Raw genomic sequence first — 23,087 nt, 5'->3', positions numbered from 1 at the left:
GGCCTACCCGTGCCCGCCGCCCTCGGCCGGGCGGCCCGGGGCCCTGGCCCCGTCATCGCCCCGCCCCGGCCCGCTGGGGCGGGATGGCGCCGGGCCGGGCCCCGGTTCAGCCGGGGCCCGCGCCCGCGTGCCCCGTCGCGGCCGGAGCACCGTCCCGGGCCGCCGGGCCTAATCGGCGTCCGGCAGGAGCCGGCCTGGCCGGGGCGGGTGGCCCGGGTCCGGGCCGCTGGGGGCCGGCCCCCGGCCCGCCAGGCCCACCGGCCTCGCCTGGGCAGGGCGACTCGGCTCGCGGGCCGAGCGGGAGCCGACACCGGCTCTGCCGGAGCCGGGGCCGGGTTCAGCCCGGGATCGGGCGGGCCCCGTGCCGGTTCTCGACAGAGCGCCGCCCCGCGTCGAAGTCCCCGGCCGGTACGGCGCTCACGGCGAGCACCAGGCCGGGCGCGGTGCCGTCGCCGACCAGCGAGACGGGCGCCCCGGCCACTCCGGCGAGCGCTGACACCGCCTCGGCCAGGGCCCTCCGCCGACCGCGCCGCGGCGCGCCCGCCGGGGCGGGATGGCGCCCGGCCCGGCGGGCTCACCCACCTCGGCCGGGCAGGCCGTCCCGGTCTCCGGCCGAGCCGAGTCGGCACCGGTGGTGCCCCGGCCGGAGCCGGGGTTCAGCCCGGAACGGACGTGCCCGCCACGCGCCGGTCGCGGCCGGGCCTACCGGCCCCGGCCGGGCCAACCCGGTTCCCGGGCGCGGACGCGCCCCTACGCGAGGAAGGCCGCCCGCTCGCGCGGCACCCCGTGGGCGAAGCCCGTGCCCGCCGCCCAGCGGGCGGCCTCCGACACCGCGAGGTCGGACAGGCGCTGCCACTCGTTGCCCTGGGAGCCCGCGACGTGCGGGGTGATCAGCGCGCCCTCGCAGGACCAGAGCGGGTGGTCCGGTGGCAGGACGTCCGGGTCGGTGACGTCGAGGACCGCTCGGATGCGGTTCTCCCCGAGCGCCTCGACCAGGGCGTCCTGGTCCACGACCGCGCCCCGGGCCGTGTTGACCAGGACCGCGTCGTGCCGCATCGACCCCAGCAGCTCCCGGCTCACCAGCCCCCGCGTCTCCGGCAGCAGCGGGGTGTGCACGCTGACCGTGTCGCTGCGCGCGAACAGCTCGCCGAGGCCGACCGCCTCCACCCCCAGCGCCCGCGCCTCCGTCTCCGTCACGAACGGGTCGTGCAGCAGGACCGCCAGGTCGTACGGACGCAGCAGTTCGATCACCCGCCGGCCGATCATCGACGCCGACAGGATGCCCACCGTGCGGCGGTAGTTGCCGACATGCGCCGGGACCCGCAGCCAGTCCTCCCGTGAGGCACCCGCGCGGTACTCCCGCGCCTGCTCCAGGACCCGTTTCCCGGTCAGCAGGATCACGCCCACCGTGTACTCGGCCACCGGCAGCGCGTTGGCCGAGGCCGCCGAGGACACCTCGACGCCGCGTTCCCAGCACGCCTCGGTGACATGCCCCCGCACCGAACCGGCCGTGTGCACCACGGCCCGCAGCAGGGGCGCCGCCGCCAGCGCCGCCGCGTCCAGCGGGGGACAGCCCCAGCCGGTCACCAGGAGTTCGGCGCCGGCGAGCAGCTCGCGGGCCCGGTCGGTGGTGAAGTCGTCCAGCACCGGCGGGGGCGCGAGGTCGCACACCTCGCCGAGCGCGGCGAGCGCGCGCGGCCCCAGCACGGCGGACGCGGCCTCCGGGGACATCGCCAGGACCGCCCGGGGCCGGTGCGGGCGGGCGGACGACGGCGGCGGGGGCGTCATGGGCGACCTTTCGGTTCGGTGACGAAGACAGGGCGGACGCGGGACGCGGGCCGGGTGATCGACCGAGTGAAGCGCGCCCCGGGACGGCCCGGCAAGGCCCCGCGCGGACCGGGCGCGCCTGCGGCGGCCGGTCCCGCTTCGAGATGCGACCGCGCACCGGCCCTGTTTCGCTGGGCGGAGTGCTCTCGACACGCCCGAGGACGCGGAGAGCGGAGAGCGGAGGAGAGAGAACGTGGACGGATACGAGGAATCCCGCGGCCGGGTGCGGCAGATGCGCGAGAAGGCCAAGGAACTCGGCGAGGCCGCCGACCGCAGCAGCGACCCCAAGGAGAAGAAGCGCCTCAAGGACAAGGCCGAACGGCTCCGGGCGCAGTCCGACCAGGAGTCCGCGATGGGCGCCGGGGACATCTACCCCAGCCCCTGACCGGCACAGCCACAGCCACCGGCACAGGCACAGCCACCCCGCACAGCTGCAGCCACCGGCCCGGGGAGTCCCGCGCTCCCCGGGCCGTCCGCTGCCCACCCCCACCCCGCCGCATTGGCCCCTCGGGGCGAACGCGCCCCGGACGCGGGCATTTCTGCGCGATCACGGGCCCGCCGGGCCCTAGGGTCGGGCCCGACCAGGGGGCCGTGTTCAGCGAGTGGAGTCAGCCGATGCCCATGACCGCCATCCGTACCCGCCGTCCGGCCCGCCGCGCCGCCGTGCGCGTGGCCGCCGCCGCGTTCGCCGTCGCCGCCCTGACGGCGGTCGCGCCCGCCCAGGCCGCCGCCCCGGCGAAGGCCGCGCCGTCCACCGCCGCGGCCGCCGCCCCGGCGAAGCCGTACGGCACGGTGACCGCGCGCAGCGGGCTGAACCTGCGCGCCTACCCGAGCACCGACTCCTCGGTGAAGGGCAGCCTGCGCTACAACGCCCAGGTCGGCCTGGTGTGCAAGGTCCGCGCCCAGGACATCGCCGGGAACGACCTCTGGTACCTGGTGCGCGACAGCCGCAAGGTGTGGGTCCCGGCCCGCTACGTCGCCGCCACCGGCTATGTGAAGTACTGCAAGGACGTCCAGATGTGACGCCCGCCGGCACCGCACCGGGCCGCCGCCGTACACCCTGGCGGCGGCCCGGCCCGCGTCCGTCCGCCCGCGTCAGTCCACCGGCCAGGTGTGCACCGGCGCGTTGAGGTGCATGTACTCCAGGTACTGCCCGGTCATCAGCCGCAGCGCCTCGTGGTGGTCGACCCGGTTGCCCCGGTCGATGCGGTGGAACATCTCCGCCTGCCACACCGCCCCGTTCCGCCCCGTCACACAGCGCTGCTCGATCACGCCGAGCAGCGGCTCCCGCCACGCCGTGTCCATGCCCGTGGCCTCCAGCCCCCGGTGCGCCAGCGGCAGCAGCCGCCGCAGCACCAGTTCGGCGACCGGCACCTCGCCCATGCCCGGCCAGTACAGCTTCGCGTCGATCCCGTGCCGGGCCGCCGCGTGCAGATTGTCCTCGGCGGCCTGGAACGACATCCGGGACCACACCGGCCGCTCCTCGTCGACCAGAGCCCGCGTCAGACCGTAGTAGAACGCCCCGTTGGCCAGGATGTCGGCCACCGTCGGGCCCGCCGGCAGCACCCGGTTCTCGATCCGCAGATGCGGCTTGCCGTGGTCGACCGCGTAGACCGGCCGGTTCCAGCGGTAGATCGTGCCGTTGTGCAGGGTCAGTTCACCGAGCGCGGGCACGTCCCCGCCGTCCAGGGTCTCCCTGGGGTCCTCCTCGTCGCAGAGCGGCAGCAGCGCCGGGAAGTAGCGCACGTTCTCCTCGAACAGGTCGAAGACGCTGTTGATCCAGCGCTCCCCGAACCAGACCCGGGGCCGCACCCCCTGCACCTTGATCTCCTCCGGGCGGGTGTCCGTGGCCTGCTCGAAGAGCGGGATACGGGTCTCGCGCCACAGCTCCTTGCCGAACAGGAACGGTGAGTTGGCCGCGAGCGCCACCTGCACCCCGGCGATCGCCTGCGCCGCGTTCCAGTACGCCGCGAACTGCTCGGGCGCGACTTGGAGATGGAACTGCGTACTGGTGCAGGCCGCCTCCGGGGTGATGGTGTCCGCGTAGGTGCGCAGCCGCTCGACGCCGTCCAGTTCGATCCGCAGGTCCTCGCCGCGCGCCGCGAACACCTGCTCGTTGAGCAGCCGGTAGCGGGGGTTCTCCGACAGCGCCTCGGCGCTGACATGGTCCCTGCGCAGGGTCGGCAGGATCCCGACCATGGCGAGGTGCGCCCCGATCGCGGAGGCCCGGTCCTCGGCGTGGTTGAGGGCGGCGCGGATCTCCTGCTCCCAGGAGTCCGGGCCGCCCGCGGTGAGCCGCCGGGGCAGGATGTTGATCTCCAGGTTGAACCGGCCCAGCTCGGTGTCCCAGGCGGGGTCGGCGATGGCGTCCAGCGCCTCGGTGCTCCGCATGGCCGGCTGGGCGTTCTCGTCGACGAGGTTCAGCTCGATCTCCAGCCCGACCTGCGGCCGTTCGAACTCGAACCGGGCCCCGCGCAGCATCTGCGCGAAGGTGTCCAGGCAGGACTGCATCTTGTCTCGGTAGCGGCGGCGGTCGTCACGGGTGAACACCAGCGCCGGGACGTCCCGTCCCATCGGCCCTCCCGGAGTCGTCGGGCGGCGGACAGCCAGCTCTCAGCTCTCAGCGTGCCACCGACCGGCGGTGCCGACCAGCGAGAGCGGCCCCGGCCCCCGGGCGCTGACCGGACGTGTCCGCGCGGTCACCGGGCGGACCCGACCTGCCCCGCCCGGTCACCCGCGCCGTTCGAGCAGCCCCCGGACGTAGGCGGCCTGGCCGGCGTGCTGGAGGTCGTCCGCGAGAACGCTGACCAGCCGCACGCCGAGGGTGACCGGCGGGTCCCAGCCCTCGTCCACGACCCGGTCCAGGTCCCCGGCGTCCAGGGTCCGGACGTAGTCGAGGGTGCGGGCGTGGACGGCGTCCGCGTAGCCGAGGAGGTCGGACGCCGGGGCGCGCACCGCCGCCACGTCCCCGGCGGAGTGGCCGTAGCCGGTCGCCGTGTCCGGGAACGGCAGCCCGAACCGGCCGGCCCAGCCCTCGGAGGTCCACACCTGCTCCCGGCCGGCCGCGTCCGCGAGGTGGTCGTCCTGGACGCGGGCCAGGTGCCAGACCAGCCAGGCGACGGTGTTCGCGCCCTCCTCCGGGCGGGCCGCGAGCTCGTCCTCCGACAGCCCCTCGACCGCCTCGTGCACGGCCTCGCGCACCCGCTCGAAAGCGTCCGCCAGCAGTGCGGTGGTGTCCATTCCGCTCCTCCGCTCCCTCGTCTCCCGGTGGTGCCCCCGCGCCACTCCCGATCGTGCCCGCCCGGACGTCGCGGCGCGCGATGTCACGCGATGCGCGAGCACTTCACCCGGGGCGTCCCGGGACGCCTCGGGACGCTCAGGGATCCCCCCGGAGCGGCCGCGGAGACGCGCGCGGACCACCTCGCGGACCGCCCCGGGGGCCATCCGCGGACCACCCGGGAGCCCCGCCGCCGCACGGGAATCGGTCGGGCCCGTCGCTTTCACGCCATCGAACGGCGGTTCGGAGCAAGCGGGTTGACACCTCCTCAGGGTCCCGCCGTTCATGGAGTTGTGCAGGGCGGAACTCCGGACGGCGGGGCTTTTGCCGCTCCTTGAGGCTTCTGTCGTGTCGTCTGCGTCACGTCTTGGCCAAAACTTGAAACTCCTGAGACTCCTGATGCGTCTGTCTGGATGCCACCGGCGGGGCGTGTCACCGCCGGTGCAGATGTTCGGATCCGGAGGTCTTTCGGTGAAAGACCTTCACAGTGTCACTCTATGTGCTGAGGAAGTGGCACTTTCGCCACGAACTGTCACATGAGGAGCCCGGGCTGGTGCGCGGGCAGGGGAGGAAGCAGCAGATGAAACCGTTCGCCTGGAACTACGCACAGCCCGCGGACCCGGCCCCGGCCCTGGTCTCCTACTCCTACGACGCGACGCTCCAGTTGAACGTCCTGTCCGACGGCCGGCCCGCGATCTCGGACCGCGCGCTGCTCGCCGCCGCCGGCACGACGACGTCCAAGGCGGGCTCCGCGACCCACTTCGACGACTGAACCCGCACGGCCCGCCCCCATGACCCACGCCACCCCCGCGACCGACCCGACCGGGCCGGCCGGCGCCGCCCCCTCGCACGGGCGGCCCGAACGGCCCGGCGCCCTCCGTGCGCCCGCACCGCACGGCCTGCCCGCCCGGCTCTGTCCGGCGGGGCCCGCACCGCACCGCGCCCCCGCCCTCCGCCGTGCGCCCGCACCGCGCCGCGACCGGACGGACCGGGCGCGGTGACCGTCCTCGTCCTGACGAGCGCGGAGGACGTCACCGCGGACCTCGTGGTGGCGGAACTGCACGAACTGGGCGTCCCCCTGGTCCGGTTCGACCCCGCCGACCTGCCCGGTGACGTCTCGCTCTCCGCCGAGTACGTCCGCGGCGAGTTCCGCGGCTACCTCTCCACCGGCGGCCGGGTGGCCAGCGTCGACGCCGTCCGCTCCGTCTGGGTCCGCAGGCCCGGCGAGGCCGCCGCGCACGCCCCCGAGCCCTCCGCGTGGCTCGCCGAGGAGAGCGCCCACGCCCTCTACGGCATGCTCGACTCCACCGACGCCCGCTGGATGAACCACCCCAGCGCCGCGGCCCGGGCCCGCCGCAAGCCGTGGCAGATGCGCATAGCCCACGGCAGCGGGTTCCCCGTGCCCGCCACCCTGGTCACCACCTATCCGGCGATGGCCCGGCGCTTCGCCGAGCAGTACCGGCACGTCGTGGTGAAGTCCGTCTCCGGGAAGTCGCCCGGCGACCCGCCCATGGCCCTGCCGACCTCCCTCGTACCCCCGGACGCCGACTTCTCCGGCGTGGCCGCCGCCCCCACCCTCCTCCAGCGGTACATCGCCAAGCGGGCCGACATCCGGCTCACGGCCGTCGGGGACACCTACTTCGCCGCCCGCAAGGTCGCCGAGGCGGGCCAGGTCGACGGGCGCTTCGGCGACACCGGGCACCAGTGGAAGCCGGTCGAGACGCCCGCCCCCGTCGCCCGTGCGGTGGAGCGCTATCTGCGCCGGGCCGGACTCGCCTACGGGGCCTTCGACTTCGCGGAGGAGGAGACCACCGGCACCTGGTGGTTCCTGGAGTGCAACCAGGGCGGGCAGTTCGGCTTCGTGGAACTGGAGACCGGGCAGCCCATCTCCCGCGCCGTCGCCGAGTGGCTCGCCACGGAACCCGACTGAGCACCCGGGCAGCGCGCCCGGGGCGGCTCAGCCCGCGTCGTCCCCGCCTGGCTCATCCCGCCCGCGCCGCCACTCGGCCACCACCGCGTCCGCGTCGTACGGCCGCAGCCCCAGCGGGGGACCGGGCGGCGGGCGCAGCAGGGCCGCGGCGATCCGGTCGTTGATCTCGCCGACGATCCGCCGCACCGCCGCCTCCGAGGGCGCCCGCGAGGCCGCCTCCAGCGCGTCCTCCGCCTCCTTGCGCAGCGCCGGCGAGGGCGGCAGCACGGCCAGGCCCTCACGGTGCATCTTGCCCTTGACCCACCACAGCTCGTCGTACGGCGCGTCCGCGTCCGGCAGCGGCTTCCCGAACCCCGGCAGATCCCGGAACTCGCCGCGTTCGGACGCCTCGCGGATCTGCTTGTCCACGAACGACTCGAAGCTGACGCCCGGCGGTTTCCGTTCGGTCATGGCCCCAGCGTAATCCGGCCGTCCGGCCCTGCCCAGGGCCCGTCCCGGCCCCGGGCGCACCACCGCGAGGGCGGCCGCACTCGGGGCCGCCGGGCGCGGGTCAGCCGACCGTGAACGGCGCCGTCGCCCCGCTGAACGACGACACCCCGCCGAAGAGGCTCTTCGCGTCCCCGTGATGGACGATCCGGTACGTCCCGGCCGGGGTGCCCGGCGCGACCCGCCAGGTGACGACCGCCTTCGAGGTGCCCGTCAGCCCGTTCAGCCGCACCCACCGGTACGTGGTGTCCCAGTCGCCGTCGTCCAGCTCCCGGACCCACTTCCCGCCCACCTGCCGCTGGACCTCCAGGAAGGTGCCGCCCCGGCGCAGGTTGTTCTTCGGGTGCCCGGTGGCGAACTCCGCCGTCACCGTCGCCCCCGGCGCGTAGGACGCCGACGGCGCGCGCAGCACGTCCCCGAAGCGCTTCCCGGCGGGCGGGTTGTCCATCACCACGCCCGTCTGGAGGGAGAGCTGCCGCCCCGAGTGGTCCGGCGGGAGCGGCCCGCGCTCCACCTGTGTGCCCGTGCGCAGCGACTTCGCCAGCGCGGCGAACTCCTGCTGCTGCGCGGGGAGCGTGTTGCGGCCGTAGAGGGTCGAACCGCCCTCGTACTGCTGGAGGTCGTACTCCTCGGGCGTGGTCACGTACTGGCTGTAGGCGTTGGCGTACCCCTGCATCACCACGTTCTCCAGCGGCACGCCCAGCCCCTGGGCGACGGTGCGGCGGATCCGCAGACCGGCGACGACCGTGTACTCCGCCGGGCCGGCCACCAGATGGAGCTGGCCGATCTTCACGATCTGGAGCGGCAGGATCCGGGGGGTCGCGGGCACCGCCGCGTTCACCAGCCCCGTCGGCACCAGGTTCGCCTTCGGGTACTGGCAGCCCACCAGCCAGGCGGGCGGCTCGACGCCGAAGGGCTCCAGCAGCTTCGCCACCGGGCTGTTCATGCCCTCCGTGAACCCGGGCAGCGCCGGACCGTCCTCCACACTGCCCGCCAGGGTGGACGCCCCGACCATGGCCGGGCAGGTCCGCTGCTCCTTGCCGTCGGTGGTGTACTTTCCGGCGACCGTGACGTTCTCCATGTCGACGAAGCGCATCCGGGAATCGACGCTCCCGCTCACCGGCTCCGCCGCCCGGTCGTGGATCTCCTTCGCCCGCCGGAACTGCCGGTCGCCGATGATCCGGGTGTTCTCGAACTCGTCCTCGGTCGGTCCCGAACCCGGCTTGAGGTTCAGATTGGGCGACATGTCACCGGCGTTGGTGTTGGCGAAGGCCGCGACGAAGCCCTTGGCCTCGTCGAGATAGCGCACGCCCTCGTGGCCGTGCTCCCACTCATAGGAGGCGTAGCCCTTGTTGTCCGGGCTGAGGAGCGTGTTCTTGTTGGTCAGCGAGGTGTTGTGGGTGGCGAACCAGCTGATCGCGCCCACGTCCGCGCCGCCCTGCCGGAAGCGCAGCACCGTCATCGACGGGTCGATCCCGCCGGGGAAGGCCGCCCGGTCCGCGGCCGGGTTCCGGTCGAAGGCGGTCCGGGAGCGGTTGACGCTGGCGTTCGTCAACTCGCCCCGGCCCAGCGCGATCGTGCCCGGCCGCAGGTCCTCGTGGGCCTTCGCCACCGACTCCACGATGCCGTCCACGACCGCGCGGTAGGTGTCCTTCTGGAAGCCCAGGGAGGCCAGGTTGTAGGCGATGTGGTGCGAGTGGCCGCCGGAGCCCGCATGGGTGTGCGTCGCCGAAAGGAGCACGTTCCGCTCGGTGTAGAGAGAGCCGTAACGCTTCCTCAGCTCGGCGAGCACACCCTGCTGCACGGACTGGAACACCATGCCCAGATCGGCGTTGACATAGGCGACGCGTTCACCGGACGCCCGGTCGGCGACGACGAACGCCCGGGAGCGCTGCCGCTGGTGGATGCCGGTCGCCTTCTGGTCGAAGCTGGAGTAGCCCATCATGCCGACCTCGGCGGCCTCGCCGGTCACATCGGCGATACCCCGGCCGACCAGGTACTCGGTGCCGTCGGCGGCCCGGTCGGACGCGGGTGCCGGTTTCGGGGACGCCTCGGCGGGGCGGGCCGCGGGGACGGCGGACAGGGTCACGGCGCCGAGCGTGCCGGCGAGGACCAGGGAGAGCGCTCGCGCGCGTGGGGTGGGGGACCGCATGCCATCTCCCTCGGGATGCAGTGGAGTAACGGGTTCCACCGACGGTAGGCGGGGGAGAGGCCCCCGGAAGAGGACCCGACCGGCCAGTAACGGGACTTGACCGGCCACCCGGGGCCTGTCCCGCGGGCCGCCGCTCCCTCTACAGTGGCGCCCCGGAGGTGACACCCATGGCCCGCCCGACCCCCGAGGCACCTCGTCTCGCCGACCCCCGGTACGGCTCGGCCACCCTCACCCCGCACCTCCTGCGCTACCTCACCCTGGTCGCCGCCGAACGCGGCCACGACCTCGGCCCCGCCCTGCGGCGCGCCGGACTGAGCCCGGCCGTGCTCAGCTCGGTGGGCGGCCGCATCTCCTACCGGCAGGGCAGTTCCGTCATCCGGGAGGCCGTCGGACTCCTCGGCGACCCGGCCCTCGGCCTCGCCGTCGGCCGCCGCCAGCGGGTCACCTCCTGGGGGCTCGTCGGCTTCGGCCTGCTCGCCAGCCCGACCCTCGGCGACGCCCTCGCCCTCGGGGTGCGCCACCACGGAGTCACCGGCTCCATGCTCGACTACCGCACCGAGTCCGTCCCCGGCGGCACCGCGATCCTCGCCGCCGCCCGCTACACCGACTCCGCCCTCCACGCCTTCCTCCTGGAGGAGGCATTCGGCAGCATCGTCGCCCTCGTCCGGGACGCCCTGGACGCGGAGTTCGCGCCGCGCGCCGTCGCCGTGCGGCACCCACGCCCCGCGCACGGGTCCGCGTACGAGGAGTGGTTCCGCTGCCCGGTCGTCTTCGCCGCCCCCGACGACCGCATGGAGTTCGCCGACGACTGGCTCGCCCGCCCGGTGCCCACCGCCGACCCCTACGCCCTCGCCCAGACCGTCCAGCTCCTCGACGCGGCCCGGGACCGGGGCCGGGAGCACCAGGACCTGGTCGAGGGAGTGGAGGTGTCGGTCGCCCGGAGCCTGCCCCGGGTGCCCCCGCTCGCCCACCAGGCCCTCGCCCGGGGGATGAGCGAACGCACCCTGCGCCGCCGCCTCGCCAGACACGGCACCAGCTACGAGGCGCTGGTCGACTCGGTGCGCCTGGTCCGCGCCGAGGAGCTGATCACCACCAGCGACCTGCCGCTCCAGCGGATCGCGGGCATGCTCGGCTTCAGCGACGCCCGCACCCTGCGGCGGGCCGTGGCCCGCTGGTTCGGCACCAGCCCCTCCGCCCTGCGCGGTGCACGCACCCCCGTGGACCGGGCCGCCCGGCCCGCGGCAACGGCACGCGCACCGGGCGGCGCGGCCGTCAGCGGCGCAGCACCCGCAGGTACTCCACCGTGTACTCCATCTCCCTGACGTCCGGGTCCGGCGCGGGGTGGTAACGGCCCGCGCACACCGACAGGTTGACGATCAGATACGCCCGCCAGCGGCGGCCGACCCCGCGCCGGTCCGCGAAGACCCGGTCGCCGTTGACCGACCAGACCACCGAGGAGGCCCCGAACTCGCAGCGCAGGTCCACCCACGCGCCGTGCGCGACGTCCGGCCGCCGCACATACCGCTGGGTGCGGCGCACATGGTTGGTCAGCTCCAGCAGGTCCGGGTTGTCCGGGTGGTACTCGAAGACGTCGATCTCGTTGCCGCCGTCGAGCCAGGTCCAGACGGCGGGCCAGGCGCCCATCGCCCCGGGGAGCCGGACGCGGGTCTCCAGCACGTCCCCGGCCCGGACCATGAAGCCCTCCTCGCTGCCCTCGGTGGTCAGCAGACCCGCGTTCCAGTAGCCGTCCGGGCGGCGGACGGCCCGGAAGGCGCCTTGGCGGGTGTACGCGGGGTCGTCGGTGAGGTGGTCCAGTTTGTTGTCGCCCCGGTTGCGGGGGCCGCCCTGGGGATAGGCCCAGGACCGGCCCGCGACCCACTGCGCGGGCGAGGTGAAGTCGGCGGTGAAGACGGGTCCGGCCGGGGCGGCGGCCCCGGCCGCCGGACGGGGGACGACGGGTTCGGGGGCGACGGCGGCGTCACCGGTGCCCGCGGTGGTGTCTGCGGGGGAGAGGGGGTCGTCGGTGCTCACACGGACCTCCTTGCGAGGAACCGGCCGCGCCCGCCCGGCCCTGCGGCCGGCCGCTGCCACGGCCGGTCTGCTCAACGGCGGGACCCGGCCCCGGGTCACCCCCCGCCCCCGGCGACCGGCCCGATCAGGCCGCCCGTCCCGCCACCCGGGTGTCCGAAGCGCACGGCGTGTCGCGGGAGCCCGCCGGGACGGGCGCGAGCCGTGGGGCGGACCGGTACCCGCGAGTCGGCCCGGGTCCCACGACCCCGGCACCGGACGTCACCTTCCGGACATAGGGGTACGACGGGAAGTCGACGCCCCCGGTCCCCCGGCGCGGCCTCCGCGACCCGCCCGGAGCATGCGCGCCGCCCCGCCCCGGGCGGATGATGGGGAGGGACACGGCACCCGGACCACCCCGGGATGTCCGGCGGACCAGCGGAGTGGGATGCCATGGACGTGCACCGGATCCGTCTCGGCGACGGCCACCTGACGACCGTACGGGACGAGGGGACCGGCGAGCCGTGCGTCCTGCTGCACGGCTCCCCGCTCGACCGCCACTCCTGGGACGCCCTGATCCCGTACCTGGCCCGGGACGCCCGGGTGATCGCCTACGACCTGAGGGGCCACGGCACCGCCGCGGGCGCCCCGCCCGCGGTCTCCGTCGCGGACTACGCCGACGACCTCGCCGCGCTCCTGGACCGGCTCGGCGTGGACCGCGCCCATGTCGTCGGCCATTCCTTCGGCGGGGAGGTGGCGCAGCGGTTCGCCCTGGCGTTCCCCGGGCGGGTGCGCCGGCTCACCCTGCTCTGCACCCGCGCCACGCCCTATCCCGCCTTCCGTGAGGCGGCCCGCCTCCTGGCGGACTCCGGCCCGGCGGTCCGGGTCTCCGCGGTGGCCCGCTGGTTCCCGCCGGAGGCCGTGGCCGCGGACCTGCCGCCGGTCCGCTACGCCACCGCGTGCGTCCGGGACGCCGACCCGGCGGTCTGGGCGGCCACGCTCCGGATGATCGCGGACTTCGACGCCCTCGACGGACTGCGCGCCCTGCCGGTACCGGCCACCGCCGTCGCCGCCGAGCACGACCGGGTCGCCACCCCCGACGCGATGCGCCTGATCGCCGAGGCCCTGCCGCACGGCGGCTTCCGCCTGCTGGCCGGGGCGTACCACCTGGCCCCGCTCCTGCTGCCGCAGCGGACCGCCGCGATGATCCGCGAGGACGCCGCCGCGCGGCCGCGGGCCCCGGAGCCGCGCGCCCCGGCGGGCGGCCACCGGCGTCCGGGCCCCTGAACCCGCGCCCTCCACGCGGTAACCCGGCCGTCCACGGTCGGCACGCCCCGCGGACGGCGCGCGCTCCGGGAGCCCAAGGGGCACACGGCCGTACGTGGGGGGTTGCGGGAGCGACCTGGTGCGGGCCGTTCCCGAACGGCCGTGCGCCCGGCGGCGGCCGGTGTCCGTGGCCGCCGTGTGGGGAACTGTGGCCCAAAGACCCCACCCGATCAAGGAATTCGGAGGGCCCGGATTTCCACAGAGTTGCCCTTCACTGTTGAAACCCCGGCCCGCCGTCCGGCCCGGAGCCCGGCAGGACGCCCGGCCCGGAGCCCGGCCGGATCCCCGGCGGCGGGGACCCCGGCTCCGGCCACTCCCAGGAGATCCCGTGGATGCCGGCGGGCGCGCGGCCGGGCGCCGAGTGCACCGTGTGCGAGGCGTCCAGCGCGATCCGGTGCCGGTACGCGGCCGGCGCCCCGTGCCGCTCCAGGTAGTAGCGGTGGCCCACCACGGGCAGGGCCCGCGGGTCGAAGTAGACCTGGAGGAGGTAGTCCCGCAGCGGTACCCGGGTCCGGCGCTCGTAGTGGTCGTCGGTGCCGTCCCCCGCGTCGACGTGGATGGTGTAGTCGATGACGACCGTCTCGTTCCGCGCGAGCCGCCGGCCGAAGCCGATCTCGATGGCGACCGAGTCCATCTCGGGCCGGAACTCCAGCTCCGCGAGGAGCCCGCAGCGGACGGCGACCCGCACCCCGCGCGCCCCGGCGCCGTCGAAGGTGTGGACCGTCGTGAAGTGGTCGGCCCCGGCCCGGGAGGCGCGCATCACCTGCTGGATGGAGAGGGACACCAGTCGCCGGCGCTCGTCCAGGGTGACCGTCTCGCGGATGCTCAGCGTGCTCACGGACTCGTTCAGGGCGGCGAACCGGGGCCCGAGGACCCGCTCCACCAGGGAGTCCTCACCGAAGACCCGGTGCGAGGCGCTGACGTCGTGGGCGGGCGGCGCGGTCCGGCCGCGCGGCCGGTAGGGGCCGATCAGCGAGCGCAGCGCCCCGGGCCGCACGGCGAGGACCGTCTCCAGCACCTCCACGGCCCGCAGCGAGCGGGCGCGTTCCGGTTCGCTGCGGCCGCGCTGCCAGTAGCTGAGGGTCGTCAGGCTGACCCGTACGCCGTGGACGGCGAGCCGGTGGCGCACCCGGTCCAGGGACAGCCCGCTCCGCCGGACGGCCTGCTGGAGCCCGTCGGCGAAGCTCGTGCCGGGCGGGAAGGACAGGAGTTCGGGGGAGGACGGCTGGTCCTGGTGGTTCACGGGCGGGTCTCCCGTCGCCTCCCGGGGGCGGTTCCGAGGGGCGGGGTCGGGCAGGGCAGGGACGGACCGCACACGATATCCGCCCTGCGCCCCCACGGGCAGACCGTTCCGGCCGCGTGCGAGACTCGTCCGTCGTGAACGGACGGGCGGGGAACGGGAAGAGCGTGCGGATACGAGGCGGGGGACGTACGGGCAGGACACTGCTCACGGCGGTGACGCTGGCGGCGGCGCTGACCACCACCGGCTGCGGGGCGCTGCTCCTCGACGACAAGGGCCCGCTCCCGCCGAGGCCCGCGGCCGTCCCCGCGGACACCGTGGTGACCGAACTGACCGCCGCGCTGGCTGCCGAGGGCGTCCCCGTCGAGCGGGCGCCGCGCGACGGGCTGCCCGACTGCTACGAGCGGCTCACGGGCCGGCACGCGGCGCAAACGGCCGACCGGGCGCTGCGGGCCGCCTTCGAGCGGGTGCGCGCCGACCACGGGTGGGGGACCGGGCCCGACCAGGGGGAGGGCGTGCTCAGCGCGAAGCGCGGCAACTGGGTCGCCATGGCGTCCCTCCAGGGCCCGGCGCCGGGTCCGGCCGAGGAGGCGGTGATCACGGTCTCCCTCGTCTGCTCCGGCCCCTCCGCCGCACCCTCGTCCCCGCCCCCGCCCCCGCCCCCGTCCACGGAGCCGGCCCCGGCGTCCTCCTGACCGCGCCCGCCGGGACCCGGGCCCGGGACCCGGGACCGGCAGCGCGGTCAGCCCGCGGGCACCTCGCTCGTCATCGGCGGCCCGTCCGGCGTGGGCCGGACCGGCCCGAAGAGCACCGCCCGCGCCACCTCCGGCGCCAGCAGCGCCCCCACCGGCGCGGTGAGGGTCAGCACCGACCGGAACGCCCGGCCCACCACCGGGTCGCCGTGGTAGCGCTGCTGCACCCGGTCCACGTACCAGCTCGCCGGGCGGTCCAGCGGACGGGCGGACACCGCGCTGCCCGTCGCCCCCGGCATCTTCCGGTCCGCGCCCGCGGAGATGTCCCACGCCTGCTTGGACGCGGCGCACAGCGCGCGCTGCACCCGCAGGGTGGTCGGCTTCCGGCGCGGGTCCGTCAGCGCCTCGCGCAGCGCGACCGCGCTCAGCGCCGCGACCGCCATCCCCTGCCCGTAGATCGGGTTGAACGCGCACAGCGCGTCCCCGGTCGCGAGGAACCCGGCCGGACGGCGGCCCGCCCGGTCGTAGCGCCGCCGCACGTTCGACGTCCGCCGGAAGCCGTACGGCGGGGTCTCCGGCACCGCCTCGCGCATCCAGTCGTGGATGAACGGGTGCGGGAAGCGCAGCGCGTACTCGGTGAACGCCTCGTCCTCCGTGGGCGGTTCGTCGCCCCGCAGCCCCGAGAGGATCACCAGATGGCGGCCGTCCTCCAGGGGCAGCACCCCGCCCGCGTACACCTGCTCCGGGCTCGGGAACACGTAGTAGCCCTGCGCGTGGGTGCCCAGGTGGTCGCTCTTGTTCCGGTAGATCCGCGAGGCGTACGCGAGACCGGTGTCGATGGTCTCCTCCTCGGGCGGCTCGGCGCCGAGGGCCGTCAGCCACTGCGGGGCCCGTGAGCCGCGGCCCGTCGCGTCGACCACCAGGTCCGCGGCGAGGGCACGCGGTTCGCCGCCGTCACCCCCGCGTTCGCGCAGGAGGACGCCCCGCACCCGCCGCGCGTCCCCGAGCAGACCGACCGCCTCCGTGCCGGTCACCGACTCCACGACCGGGTTCGCCAGCACCCGGGTGCGCACCAGGTGCTCCAACTGGGCGCGGGAACCGCTGAAGAAGTGCGAGGTCGCCGCGGTGCGCCGGAACCAGCGCCCGCTCTGCCACTGCACCATGTCCGTCGGCACGGCGAGCCGGGGCGCGCCCGCCGCCCTCAACTCGGCCGTGAAACCGGGCAGCAGCGTGTCGAGGGCGATCTGGCCGCCCTCCAGCAGGACATGGGCGTGCCGGCCCTGGGGGACCCCGGCCCGCGACTCGGGCCCGTCCGGATACCGGTCGCGCTCCACCACCGTGACCCGGTCCGCGTGTTCGGCGAGCACATGGGCCGCCAGCAGACCCGCCAGACTCCCCCCGACGACGACCGCGTGCCGTCCGCCCGCGCCACCCGCCACGCCGCGTCCCCGTCCCTCGTCCACCATGCATCAGCCCCTCGTACTGGGTCAGTTGATCCCGGACCGACCAGTATCCCCGCCGCCGGTGACACGACGGCGCCTTTCCGCCGCGGTCCGCGCCCCACCGCCCGCACCGGCCGAACACCCGCCCCGGTCCCGGACGGCAGTGCGCACCCGGCAGGGCCCGGCCGCCCCGCCCGGCCGGGTGCGCATGGGGCACCGGACCGCGCGGTCGTGGCCACGGTGGCCTCCCGCCCGGCCCGGGGGCGCATGAGTACCCGGACCCGGGGATCTGAGTACGCCGGCCGATCTCCCCGCCCGCCGCCGCTGCTGGAATCGGTTCATGACCTCCGACTCCACCGGCCCCCGCCGGCTCCGCGTCCGCCACGTCGCCGCCACCGGCACCGCCCTGGCCGGGGTGCTGCTGCCGCTCGCCGCCGGGGTGCTGCTCGCCCGGAGCGTCGGCGCGGACCCGATGACGTCGGTCAACGCCTTCCTGACGGGCGGCGCGCAGCGGGCCGCCGTGCGCACCCCGCGGCTGCCCGGCTGCCGCCGGCACGCCGTGCTGGGACGGGCGCCCGTGGTGCGCTCCGCCGCCACCCTGCGGGAGGCGGCGGGGCGCATCCGGCCGGTCGCGGACCGCTGCGCGGTGGCCCTGGCACCGCTGGGCCGCCGCGCCCGCCGCCCGGCCACAGCGGGCGCCGGACCGGCCGCCGCCCCGGCCGGCGGGGGGCTCCGGTGACCGGCGCGGGCCGCCCGCTCCCGCTCCCGGGCAGGATCAGGGCGCCCGAAATATACTGTTCGCGGGCCGTGCGGGCCCAGCCGGTCCGGGTCCGACGCGCGGCCCGGAAGGGCTGGGCACAGGAGGAGTCGAAGGTGCCGCGGAGAGCGTCATGACCCGGCGTCGTCCCCCGCGGTCGGCGACCGCGGACGATCTGCTCACCGCACTCGGACTGCTCACCGACCGGGCGCGCAAGACCGCCGAGAGCCAGAAGGCCCGCGTCGAACTCGCCGAGGCCCTCCAGCGCTCCATGCTCCCCAGCCGCCTCCCGGCCGTCCCCGGACTGCGGGTCGCCGCCCGCTACACGCCCGCCCGCAACGGCCTCGACATCGGCGGCGACTGGTACGACGGCTTCGTCCTCCCCGACGGCTCGCTCGGCCTGTCCATCGGCGACGTCCAGGGGCACGACGTCGAGGCGGCCGCGTTCATGGGGCAGATCCGGCTCGGGCTGCGCGCCGTCGCCACCGCCACCGTCGACCCCGGCGAGATCCTGCGCCGCGCCAACGACCTGCTCCTCTCCGTCGACCAGGGCCTCTTCGCGACCTGCAGCTTCCTGCGCTACGACCCGGCGACCGGGGTGCTGGAGAGCGCCCGGGCCGGGCATGTGCCCGCCGTGTGGGCCGGGGCGGACGGCGCGTACGAGGTCGTCGAGGACGAGACCGGGGTGCCGCTGGGGATCATGGCCGGGGAGGTCTACCCCGTGGCCCGGCGCAGGCTGGACGCGGGCGGCGCGTTCGTCCTCGTCACCGACGGCGTGGTGGAGGGCCCCTCGTACGACATCGACGCGGGGCTCGAAGCGGTGGCCCGGCTCGTGCGGGACGCCGTGCGCGCGGATCTGCCCGCCGGGGAGCTGGCCGCCCGGGTGATGGGCGTCGCCGGGCTCACCGACCACACGGACGACGCCGCCGTCCTCGTCGTCCTGCACGACCCGCACGGAGGCGGCTCCCCCGGCGGCCCGCCGTGCGGCCGCCGCCCGGTGCCGGGCTGACGCACCGGGCACGCCCCTGCGCGTGTCTCGGACGCGGGGAGCCGTACGCGTTGTGTGATGACAGGCGTGATCCGCAGCGAGCAACTGAGACGACCGGCCGCAGCGGTGCTGCGGATTCTCGCCGTCGCCGCCGCCTACTGGCTCGGCGCCCGGATCGGCCTCCTCCAGCAGGTGGTCGTGGAGGGCGCGCGGGTCACCCCCCTGTGGCCACCGACCGGTGTGGCGCTGAGCTGCCTGCTCTGGATGGGCCTGCGGATCTGGCCGGGGATCGTGCTGGGCGCCCTCGTCACCCTCGCGACGATCACCTCGCTCAGCCTCCCCGGCATCGGCATCCTCGCCGGGAACACCCTCGCCCCGCTGGCCGCCTGCCTGATGCTGCGGCGGGCCGGGTTCCGGCCGGAACTCGACCGCCTCCGGGACGGTGTCGCGCTGGTCTTCCTCGGCGCCCTGGGCGGCATGCTGATCAGCGCCACCGTCGGGGCCGTCACCCTGGTGCTCGCCGGATCCCTGTCGGCGGGGGAGTTCTGGCCCGTGTGGTCGGCCTGGTGGGCGGGCGACGCGATGGGCGTGGTCGTGGTGACGCCGCTCCTGCTGCTGGCGCTGCGCCGGGTCCGCCCGCCCGTCGACATGCGGCAGTTCTGGTGGACGGAGGCGGGCCTGCTGGCGGTCACCACCGTCGCCGTCGGCTGGGTGGCGACCCGCACCCAGTCCTCCCTGCTGTTCCTGGTCTTCCCGGTGCTGGTCTGGGCCGCCCTGCGGTTCCAGCTGCGCGGGGCGGCGCCGTGCACCCTGGTCGTCTCGGTGCTCGCGATCACCGCCGCGACCTCGGGAGCCGGGCCGTTCGCCGGGCGCTCGATGCTGGAGGTCATGGTCGTCCTCCAGGCGCTCAACGGGGCGGCGGCCCTCACCGCGCTGCTGCTCGCCGCCCTCGTCACCGAGCAGATCGAGGTGCGCCGGCGCATCGAGGACGCCTGCGCCGCGCTCGCCGACGTCGTCGACCAGCTGGCCCCGGGGGAGACGGCGCACCTGTGGCCGATCAGCCGGGACGAACGGTCGGCCGACGACTCGCCCGGCCCCGGTCCCGCGCGGCCGGACGGACCCGGCGAGACCCCGCCACCGCACCCGGCCTGACGCACCCGCAACGCCCGCCCGCACGCAACGACCCGCCCGCCGCCGAGGACCGGGAGCGGCCCGCGGCCGACCGGACGGGCGGCTCAGTCGAAGCGCACGGCCAGCAGGCACGCGTCGTCGTCGTGCGACCCCCGCACGTACTCCTCCGCCAGCCGGTCGACGATCCCCCGGGGCGTGAGCTCCCGGCACGCGGCGAGCGACCGCGCCAGGGTGACGATCCCGTCCTCGATGTCCTGCCCGCGCCGCTCCACCACACCGTCCGTGTAGAGCAGCAGCACATCGCCGGGCAGCATCGGGAACTCGGCGGTCGCGTACGGATGCCCCGGCAGCGCCCCCAGCATCGGCCCCCGGTGGTCCGTCGGCAGCGGGAACGGGGTGCCGTCCCGCAGCACCAGCGGCGCCGGATGCCCCGCGCTCGCCCAGTGCAGCACCCGGTCCCGCCCGACGAACGCTATCGCCACCGTGCCGCTCGACGGCGCGGCGGTCTCGCTGCCGACCAGCTCGTTCAGCCAGGTCGTGACCGCGCCCGCGTCCGCCCCGGTCTGCGCCAGGCCCGCGACCGCGTACCGCTGCTGCGCCATCCGCGCCACCGCGTCCAGGCCGTGCCCGCTCGCGTCGCCCATCGCGATCAGCGCCCGGTCGTTCGCCAGGGGGCGGCACTTGAACCAGTCGCCGCCCACGGCCGCCTCCGGCTCGGCCGGCAGATACGCGGCGGCCGCCGTGATCCCGAGACCGGCCAGCCCCTCCGAGTACGTCGGCAGCAGGGCCTCCCGCAGCACCGAGGCGACGCGCTGCTCGGCCGCCGCCTGCCGGCGCAGCCGGTCCGCCTCGCTCTGCTTCTCCACGAGGCGCCGCCGGCCGCGGATCTGCGGGGTGAGGTCGTGGGCCACCATCTGCACCGCCCACGAGCGCCCGTCCGTGCCGGTGACCGGCCGCCCCAGCAGGTCCACCGTGCGCACCTCCCCGAGGACGGTGAACCGCACCCGGGTCCAGGACGGCTCCTCACCGGCGAGGACCGAGACCAGGAACTCGCCGAACGGCCCGGCGTCCGCGGGCACCAGCGCGTCGCACAGCTCCGGCAGCGTCCACGGCAGCCCCGGTTCGGCCCGGAAGATCCGGTGCATGCCCTCCGACCAGGTGACCCCGCCCGACAGCAGATCCCAGCGGGCCCACCCCATCGAGGCCAGGTGCTGGGCGTCGATGGTCAGGAGTTCCGTCTGGCCGCGCGCCGTGTGCCAGGTCGTCAGGACCTGGTCGCCGCAGGACGCGGCGTAGTGGACGAGCTGGACGCGCCGCAGCCGGCCGTCCCAGGTCTCCGTGCAGTCCACCACGAGGCCCTTCACCGCACGTCCGGTCTCCAGCACCCCGCGCAGCGCGTCGACCAGGCCGCCCGCCGCCAGCCCCGGGCGGGCCTCGCCGAGCCGCTGCCCGACCTGCTCGTCGGGGGAGGGGAGCCAGTCGGCACAGCGCACATGGTTGCCGGCCCGGATCACGAAGTCGGTGACGCGGCCCTCCGCGTCGCGGACCGGGGCGAGCAGCGCGGCGGACACCGGCACCGCGGGCAGCGTCGCGCACAGACAGGCCCACGGGTCGTGGTCCTCGCCCGCGTCGGTACAGCCGTGCCCCGGGCCGAGGCCCAGTCCGCAGCCGCAGACGGCGGTGTCCTCGGGTGCTCGCACGGCGGGGGCGGGCGGGGCGAACGGGGCGCCCCGCGCGGTCACCTCGGCGCGCAGGGCCCGCGTCTCGCGCTGGATGAGCGCCTTCACGGAGGCGATGTCGGCCGGCTGCGGAAGCGTCATGCGGTCCCCTCGCCGTGTCGGGCCCGACCGCCGGCACACGGCGGTCACCCGCCGATCCTCCCCGAGCCCCGCCCCGGCCGCGCGCGCCGGGCGGCCGTCCGGGGGCGGGCGACGGGGTCCGGGGCCTCGGCCCCCGGGTCCAGGGCGGGCGATCCGGTCCGGAGGGGACCAATCCGGACGCGTGGCGGGTCCGAATGCCGGGTGTGACGACCGACCGAGCCACCGCAGCCCGTACCGCCCTCGCCGCCCTCGGCGGGCTTCTCGCCGCGTTCGCGGCGCTGGCCTTCGCCGAACTGGCCGCGGCCGCCGCGCGGCCCGAGGCCGGGCCGCTGACCGCCGTCGGCGGGAGCGCGATCGACCGGACACCGGCCCCGGTGAAGGACTGGGCGATCCGGACCTTCGGCGAGGACGACAAACTCGTCCTCCGGCTGGGGATCGTGGCCGTGCTCGCCCTGTTCGCCGTGGCGCTCGGCGTCCTGGCGCTCCGCCGTCGCCGCACCGCCGCCGCCGGGGTGCTGGTGTTCGGGATCGTGGGAGCCGCCGCGGCGATGAGCCGGCCGGACGCGACGGGGGCGGCGGACGCGCTGCCGTCCCTGGCCGGGGCCCTGGCCGGCGCGGGCGTGCTGTACGTCCTCGCGGGCCGGCTCACCGCGCACCGGGCAGCCGTTCCGGCCGGGCCGGCCGACGGGGACGCACCCGGTCCGGGCCCCGCCCCCGATGCTCCCGCCGCGGGCCCCGCTCCTGATGCACCCGCCGCGGTCGCCGGGCCCGCCGCCGACCCCGCACCCGCGCCCGACCCGATCGGCTGGGACCGGCGCGGCTTCCTCGTCGCCGCGGGTGTCGCCGCCGCCGCGTCCGCCGGGGCGGGCGCCCTCGGCCGGGTGGCGGCCTCCGCCCGCGGGCAGGACGCCGTCGCCTCCCGTTCCGCCGTCGTCCTGCCCCGGCCCGCGTCACCCGCCGCCCCCGTGCCCGCCGGAGCGGCCCTGCGGATCCGGGACCTCACCCCGTTCGTCACCCCGAACAAGGACTTCTACCGCGTCGACACCGCCCTCGTCGTCCCCCGGGTGGACGCGACCCGCTGGCGGCTGCGCATCCACGGCCGGGGCGTGCGCACCCCGCTCACCGTCACCTACCGGGACCTCCTCGACAGCGAGCTGATCGAACGGGACATCACCCTCACCTGTGTCTCCAACGAGGTCGGCGGCCCCTACGCGGGCAACGCCCGCTGGATCGGCGTCCGGCTGGCGGAGCTCCTTGAGCGGGCCGGGGTGCGCCCGCCGTCCCGGGGCGGCCCCGCCGACCAGCTCGTGGCCCGGTCCGTGGACGGGATGACCCTGGGCACCCCCGTCGAGGACGTCATGGACGGCCGTGACGCGCTGCTCGCCGTCGGCATGAACGGCGAACCGCTGCCGTTCGACCACGGATTTCCCGTCCGTATGGTCGTGCCCGGCCTCTACGGCTATGTCTCCGCCTGCAAGTGGATCGAGGACCTCGAACTCACCACCTTCGACGCGTACGACCCCTACTGGGTGAAGCGCAAGTGGGCCCGGCGCGCGCCCGTCAAGACGCAGTCCCGGATCGACACGCCCAAGCCCTTCGCCCGGCCCGCCGCGGGCACGGTCACGGTCGCCGGGGTGGCCTGGGCCCAGCACCGGGGCATCCGGAAGGTCGAGATCCGGGTCGACGACGGGCCCTGGCAGCCCGCCGACCTGGCCGCCGAGCACACCGCCGACACCTGGCGGCAGTGGTCCTACCCGTGGCGGGCCGTGCCCGGCACCCACACCCTCACCGTCCGGGCGACCGACGGCACGGGGGAGACCCAGACCGCGGCGCGCACCCGCACGGTCCCGGACGGGGCCGGCGGGCGGCACTCGGTGGTCGTCACCGTGGACTGAGGACCGCTGGGCGAAACGGGTGAACGCCCGCGTTCGCATTCGACCCGGGAACCGAATTCCCGACGCCGGTTCACTGAATCGGGGGAGTATTTTGATTCGCCAAAGAGACGGTAATGC

General features: G+C 75.9%; 21 protein-coding genes. 11 read left to right on the top strand and 10 right to left on the bottom strand.

Annotation, left to right across the window (positions count from 1 at the left end):
* Nucleotides 1-337: 337 nt before the first annotated feature.
* Complete coding sequence (locus ABZ457_RS06700) at nucleotides 338-499, bottom strand: hypothetical protein (RefSeq protein ID WP_359154614.1); 162 nt, start codon at nucleotides 497-499, stop codon at nucleotides 338-340.
* Between the two features lie 251 nt (nucleotides 500-750).
* The gene (locus tag ABZ457_RS06695; RefSeq protein ID WP_359154612.1) at nucleotides 751-1,788 is read right to left on the bottom strand and encodes a hydroxyacid dehydrogenase; all 1,038 of its coding nucleotides are present in this window, start codon (nucleotides 1,786-1,788) and stop codon (nucleotides 751-753) included.
* A gap of 232 nt (nucleotides 1,789-2,020) precedes the next feature.
* Between ABZ457_RS06695 and ABZ457_RS06690 the strand changes: the two genes are divergently transcribed.
* Together ABZ457_RS06690 and ABZ457_RS06685 are read left to right on the top strand one after the other, a co-directional pair.
* Nucleotides 2,021-2,212: a DUF6381 family protein gene (locus tag ABZ457_RS06690; RefSeq protein WP_359154610.1), complete on the top strand. Its 192-nt coding sequence runs from the start codon at nucleotides 2,021-2,023 to the stop codon at nucleotides 2,210-2,212.
* A gap of 236 nt (nucleotides 2,213-2,448) precedes the next feature.
* Nucleotides 2,449-2,850 (top strand): SH3 domain-containing protein, encoded by a 402-nt coding sequence (locus ABZ457_RS06685; protein WP_359154608.1) that lies wholly within the window; start codon nucleotides 2,449-2,451, stop codon nucleotides 2,848-2,850.
* A 72-nt stretch (nucleotides 2,851-2,922) separates the two neighbouring features.
* Here ABZ457_RS06685 and ABZ457_RS06680 read toward each other — a convergent pair whose 3' ends face one another.
* Nucleotides 2,923-4,401 carry a glutamate--cysteine ligase gene (locus tag ABZ457_RS06680; RefSeq protein WP_359154606.1) on the bottom strand — a complete coding sequence of 493 codons (1,479 nt, stop codon included), beginning with the start codon at nucleotides 4,399-4,401 and terminating at the stop codon, nucleotides 2,923-2,925.
* Between the two features lie 156 nt (nucleotides 4,402-4,557).
* Nucleotides 4,558-5,067, bottom strand: a complete 510-nt coding sequence (locus ABZ457_RS06675; RefSeq protein WP_359154604.1) for a DinB family protein — start codon at nucleotides 5,065-5,067, stop codon at nucleotides 4,558-4,560.
* A gap of 617 nt (nucleotides 5,068-5,684) precedes the next feature.
* Between ABZ457_RS06675 and tgmA the strand changes: the two genes are divergently transcribed.
* Both tgmA and tgmB read left to right on the top strand, forming a co-directional pair.
* Complete coding sequence (tgmA, locus tag ABZ457_RS06670) at nucleotides 5,685-5,876, top strand: putative ATP-grasp-modified RiPP (RefSeq protein WP_359154602.1); 192 nt, start codon at nucleotides 5,685-5,687, stop codon at nucleotides 5,874-5,876.
* A 225-nt stretch (nucleotides 5,877-6,101) separates the two neighbouring features.
* The gene (gene tgmB / locus ABZ457_RS06665; protein ID WP_359154600.1) at nucleotides 6,102-7,034 is read left to right on the top strand and encodes an ATP-grasp ribosomal peptide maturase; all 933 of its coding nucleotides are present in this window, start codon (nucleotides 6,102-6,104) and stop codon (nucleotides 7,032-7,034) included.
* A gap of 27 nt (nucleotides 7,035-7,061) precedes the next feature.
* Here the strand turns inward: tgmB and ABZ457_RS06660 are convergent, their stop codons facing one another.
* Nucleotides 7,062-7,484 carry a DUF1992 domain-containing protein gene (locus ABZ457_RS06660; RefSeq protein ID WP_359154598.1) on the bottom strand — a complete coding sequence of 141 codons (423 nt, stop codon included), beginning with the start codon at nucleotides 7,482-7,484 and terminating at the stop codon, nucleotides 7,062-7,064.
* Between the two features lie 100 nt (nucleotides 7,485-7,584).
* The gene (locus tag ABZ457_RS06655; RefSeq protein ID WP_359154596.1) at nucleotides 7,585-9,672 is read right to left on the bottom strand and encodes a neutral/alkaline ceramidase; all 2,088 of its coding nucleotides are present in this window, start codon (nucleotides 9,670-9,672) and stop codon (nucleotides 7,585-7,587) included.
* 167 nt (nucleotides 9,673-9,839) lie between these two features.
* Here ABZ457_RS06655 and ABZ457_RS06650 point away from each other — a divergent pair, with 167 nt between their 5' ends.
* On the top strand, nucleotides 9,840-10,994 hold the full coding sequence (locus ABZ457_RS06650) for an AraC family transcriptional regulator (RefSeq protein WP_359154594.1): 1,155 nt from the start codon (nucleotides 9,840-9,842) through the stop codon (nucleotides 10,992-10,994).
* Here the strand turns inward: ABZ457_RS06650 and ABZ457_RS06645 are convergent.
* Nucleotides 10,945-11,703, bottom strand: coding sequence for a beta-glucanase (locus ABZ457_RS06645; protein WP_359154592.1), 759 nt, complete (start codon nucleotides 11,701-11,703; stop codon nucleotides 10,945-10,947). The genes ABZ457_RS06650 and ABZ457_RS06645 overlap by 50 nt on opposite strands.
* Nucleotides 11,704-12,132: 429 nt before the next feature.
* Between ABZ457_RS06645 and ABZ457_RS06640 the strand changes: the two genes are divergently transcribed.
* On the top strand, nucleotides 12,133-12,966 hold the full coding sequence (locus ABZ457_RS06640; RefSeq protein ID WP_359154590.1) for an alpha/beta fold hydrolase: 834 nt from the start codon (nucleotides 12,133-12,135) through the stop codon (nucleotides 12,964-12,966).
* 250 nt (nucleotides 12,967-13,216) lie between these two features.
* Here the strand turns inward: ABZ457_RS06640 and ABZ457_RS06635 are convergent, their stop codons facing one another.
* Nucleotides 13,217-14,248 (bottom strand): XRE family transcriptional regulator, encoded by a 1,032-nt coding sequence (locus ABZ457_RS06635; RefSeq protein ID WP_359154587.1) that lies wholly within the window; start codon nucleotides 14,246-14,248, stop codon nucleotides 13,217-13,219.
* 164 nt (nucleotides 14,249-14,412) lie between these two features.
* Here ABZ457_RS06635 and ABZ457_RS06630 point away from each other — a divergent pair, with 164 nt between their 5' ends.
* Nucleotides 14,413-14,940, top strand: a complete 528-nt coding sequence (locus ABZ457_RS06630; protein WP_359154585.1) for a hypothetical protein — start codon at nucleotides 14,413-14,415, stop codon at nucleotides 14,938-14,940.
* A gap of 47 nt (nucleotides 14,941-14,987) precedes the next feature.
* On the opposite strand, the gene ABZ457_RS06625 is transcribed toward ABZ457_RS06630, so the two are convergent.
* Nucleotides 14,988-16,403 (bottom strand): FAD-dependent monooxygenase, encoded by a 1,416-nt coding sequence (locus ABZ457_RS06625; protein ID WP_359154582.1) that lies wholly within the window; start codon nucleotides 16,401-16,403, stop codon nucleotides 14,988-14,990.
* 316 nt (nucleotides 16,404-16,719) lie between these two features.
* Here ABZ457_RS06625 and ABZ457_RS06620 point away from each other — a divergent pair, with 316 nt between their 5' ends.
* The 3 genes from ABZ457_RS06620 to ABZ457_RS06610 all read left to right on the top strand — a co-directional run bounded on the left by ABZ457_RS06620 (nucleotide 16,720) and on the right by ABZ457_RS06610 (nucleotide 19,276).
* Nucleotides 16,720-17,118, top strand: coding sequence for a hypothetical protein (locus ABZ457_RS06620; protein WP_359154580.1), 399 nt, complete (start codon nucleotides 16,720-16,722; stop codon nucleotides 17,116-17,118).
* A gap of 151 nt (nucleotides 17,119-17,269) precedes the next feature.
* The gene (locus ABZ457_RS06615; protein WP_359154578.1) at nucleotides 17,270-18,145 is read left to right on the top strand and encodes a PP2C family protein-serine/threonine phosphatase; all 876 of its coding nucleotides are present in this window, start codon (nucleotides 17,270-17,272) and stop codon (nucleotides 18,143-18,145) included.
* A 66-nt stretch (nucleotides 18,146-18,211) separates the two neighbouring features.
* Nucleotides 18,212-19,276 (top strand): MASE1 domain-containing protein, encoded by a 1,065-nt coding sequence (locus ABZ457_RS06610; protein ID WP_359154684.1) that lies wholly within the window; start codon nucleotides 18,212-18,214, stop codon nucleotides 19,274-19,276.
* 83 nt (nucleotides 19,277-19,359) lie between these two features.
* On the opposite strand, the gene ABZ457_RS06605 is transcribed toward ABZ457_RS06610, so the two are convergent.
* Nucleotides 19,360-21,075, bottom strand: a complete 1,716-nt coding sequence (locus tag ABZ457_RS06605; protein ID WP_359154576.1) for a PP2C family protein-serine/threonine phosphatase — start codon at nucleotides 21,073-21,075, stop codon at nucleotides 19,360-19,362.
* A 194-nt stretch (nucleotides 21,076-21,269) separates the two neighbouring features.
* Between ABZ457_RS06605 and ABZ457_RS06600 the strand changes: the two genes are divergently transcribed.
* Nucleotides 21,270-22,970 (top strand): molybdopterin-dependent oxidoreductase, encoded by a 1,701-nt coding sequence (locus tag ABZ457_RS06600; RefSeq protein ID WP_359154574.1) that lies wholly within the window; start codon nucleotides 21,270-21,272, stop codon nucleotides 22,968-22,970.
* The last annotated feature ends 117 nt before the right edge of the window (nucleotides 22,971-23,087 follow it).

Origin of the sequence: Streptomyces sp. NPDC005805, assembly GCF_040630445.1 — a bacterium.
GTDB lineage: Bacteria > Actinomycetota > Actinomycetes > Streptomycetales > Streptomycetaceae > Streptomyces.
Note: the sequence above shows the minus strand (reverse complement) of the source record. Positions and strands in the feature narration are given on the sequence as shown.

Excerpts from the sequence above, each read along its gene's own strand:
- ABZ457_RS06695 (WP_359154612.1), bottom strand. The coding sequence starts at position 1,788 with ATGACGCCCCCGCCGCCGTCGTCCGCCCGCCCGCACCGGCCCCGGGCG.
- ABZ457_RS06685 (WP_359154608.1), top strand. The coding sequence starts at position 2,449 with ATGACCGCCATCCGTACCCGCCGTCCGGCCCGCCGCGCCGCCGTGCGC.
- ABZ457_RS06680 (WP_359154606.1), bottom strand. The coding sequence starts at position 4,401 with ATGGGACGGGACGTCCCGGCGCTGGTGTTCACCCGTGACGACCGCCGC.
- ABZ457_RS06675 (WP_359154604.1), bottom strand. The coding sequence starts at position 5,067 with ATGGACACCACCGCACTGCTGGCGGACGCTTTCGAGCGGGTGCGCGAG.
- tgmA (WP_359154602.1), top strand. The coding sequence starts at position 5,685 with ATGAAACCGTTCGCCTGGAACTACGCACAGCCCGCGGACCCGGCCCCG.
- ABZ457_RS06660 (WP_359154598.1), bottom strand. The coding sequence starts at position 7,484 with ATGACCGAACGGAAACCGCCGGGCGTCAGCTTCGAGTCGTTCGTGGAC.
- ABZ457_RS06655 (WP_359154596.1), bottom strand. The coding sequence starts at position 9,672 with ATGCGGTCCCCCACCCCACGCGCGCGAGCGCTCTCCCTGGTCCTCGCC.
- ABZ457_RS06650 (WP_359154594.1), top strand. The coding sequence starts at position 9,840 with ATGGCCCGCCCGACCCCCGAGGCACCTCGTCTCGCCGACCCCCGGTAC.
- ABZ457_RS06640 (WP_359154590.1), top strand. The coding sequence starts at position 12,133 with ATGGACGTGCACCGGATCCGTCTCGGCGACGGCCACCTGACGACCGTA.
- ABZ457_RS06625 (WP_359154582.1), bottom strand. The coding sequence starts at position 16,403 with ATGGTGGACGAGGGACGGGGACGCGGCGTGGCGGGTGGCGCGGGCGGA.
- ABZ457_RS06620 (WP_359154580.1), top strand. The coding sequence starts at position 16,720 with ATGACCTCCGACTCCACCGGCCCCCGCCGGCTCCGCGTCCGCCACGTC.
- ABZ457_RS06615 (WP_359154578.1), top strand. The coding sequence starts at position 17,270 with ATGACCCGGCGTCGTCCCCCGCGGTCGGCGACCGCGGACGATCTGCTC.
- ABZ457_RS06605 (WP_359154576.1), bottom strand. The coding sequence starts at position 21,075 with ATGACGCTTCCGCAGCCGGCCGACATCGCCTCCGTGAAGGCGCTCATC.
- ABZ457_RS06600 (WP_359154574.1), top strand. The coding sequence starts at position 21,270 with ATGCCGGGTGTGACGACCGACCGAGCCACCGCAGCCCGTACCGCCCTC.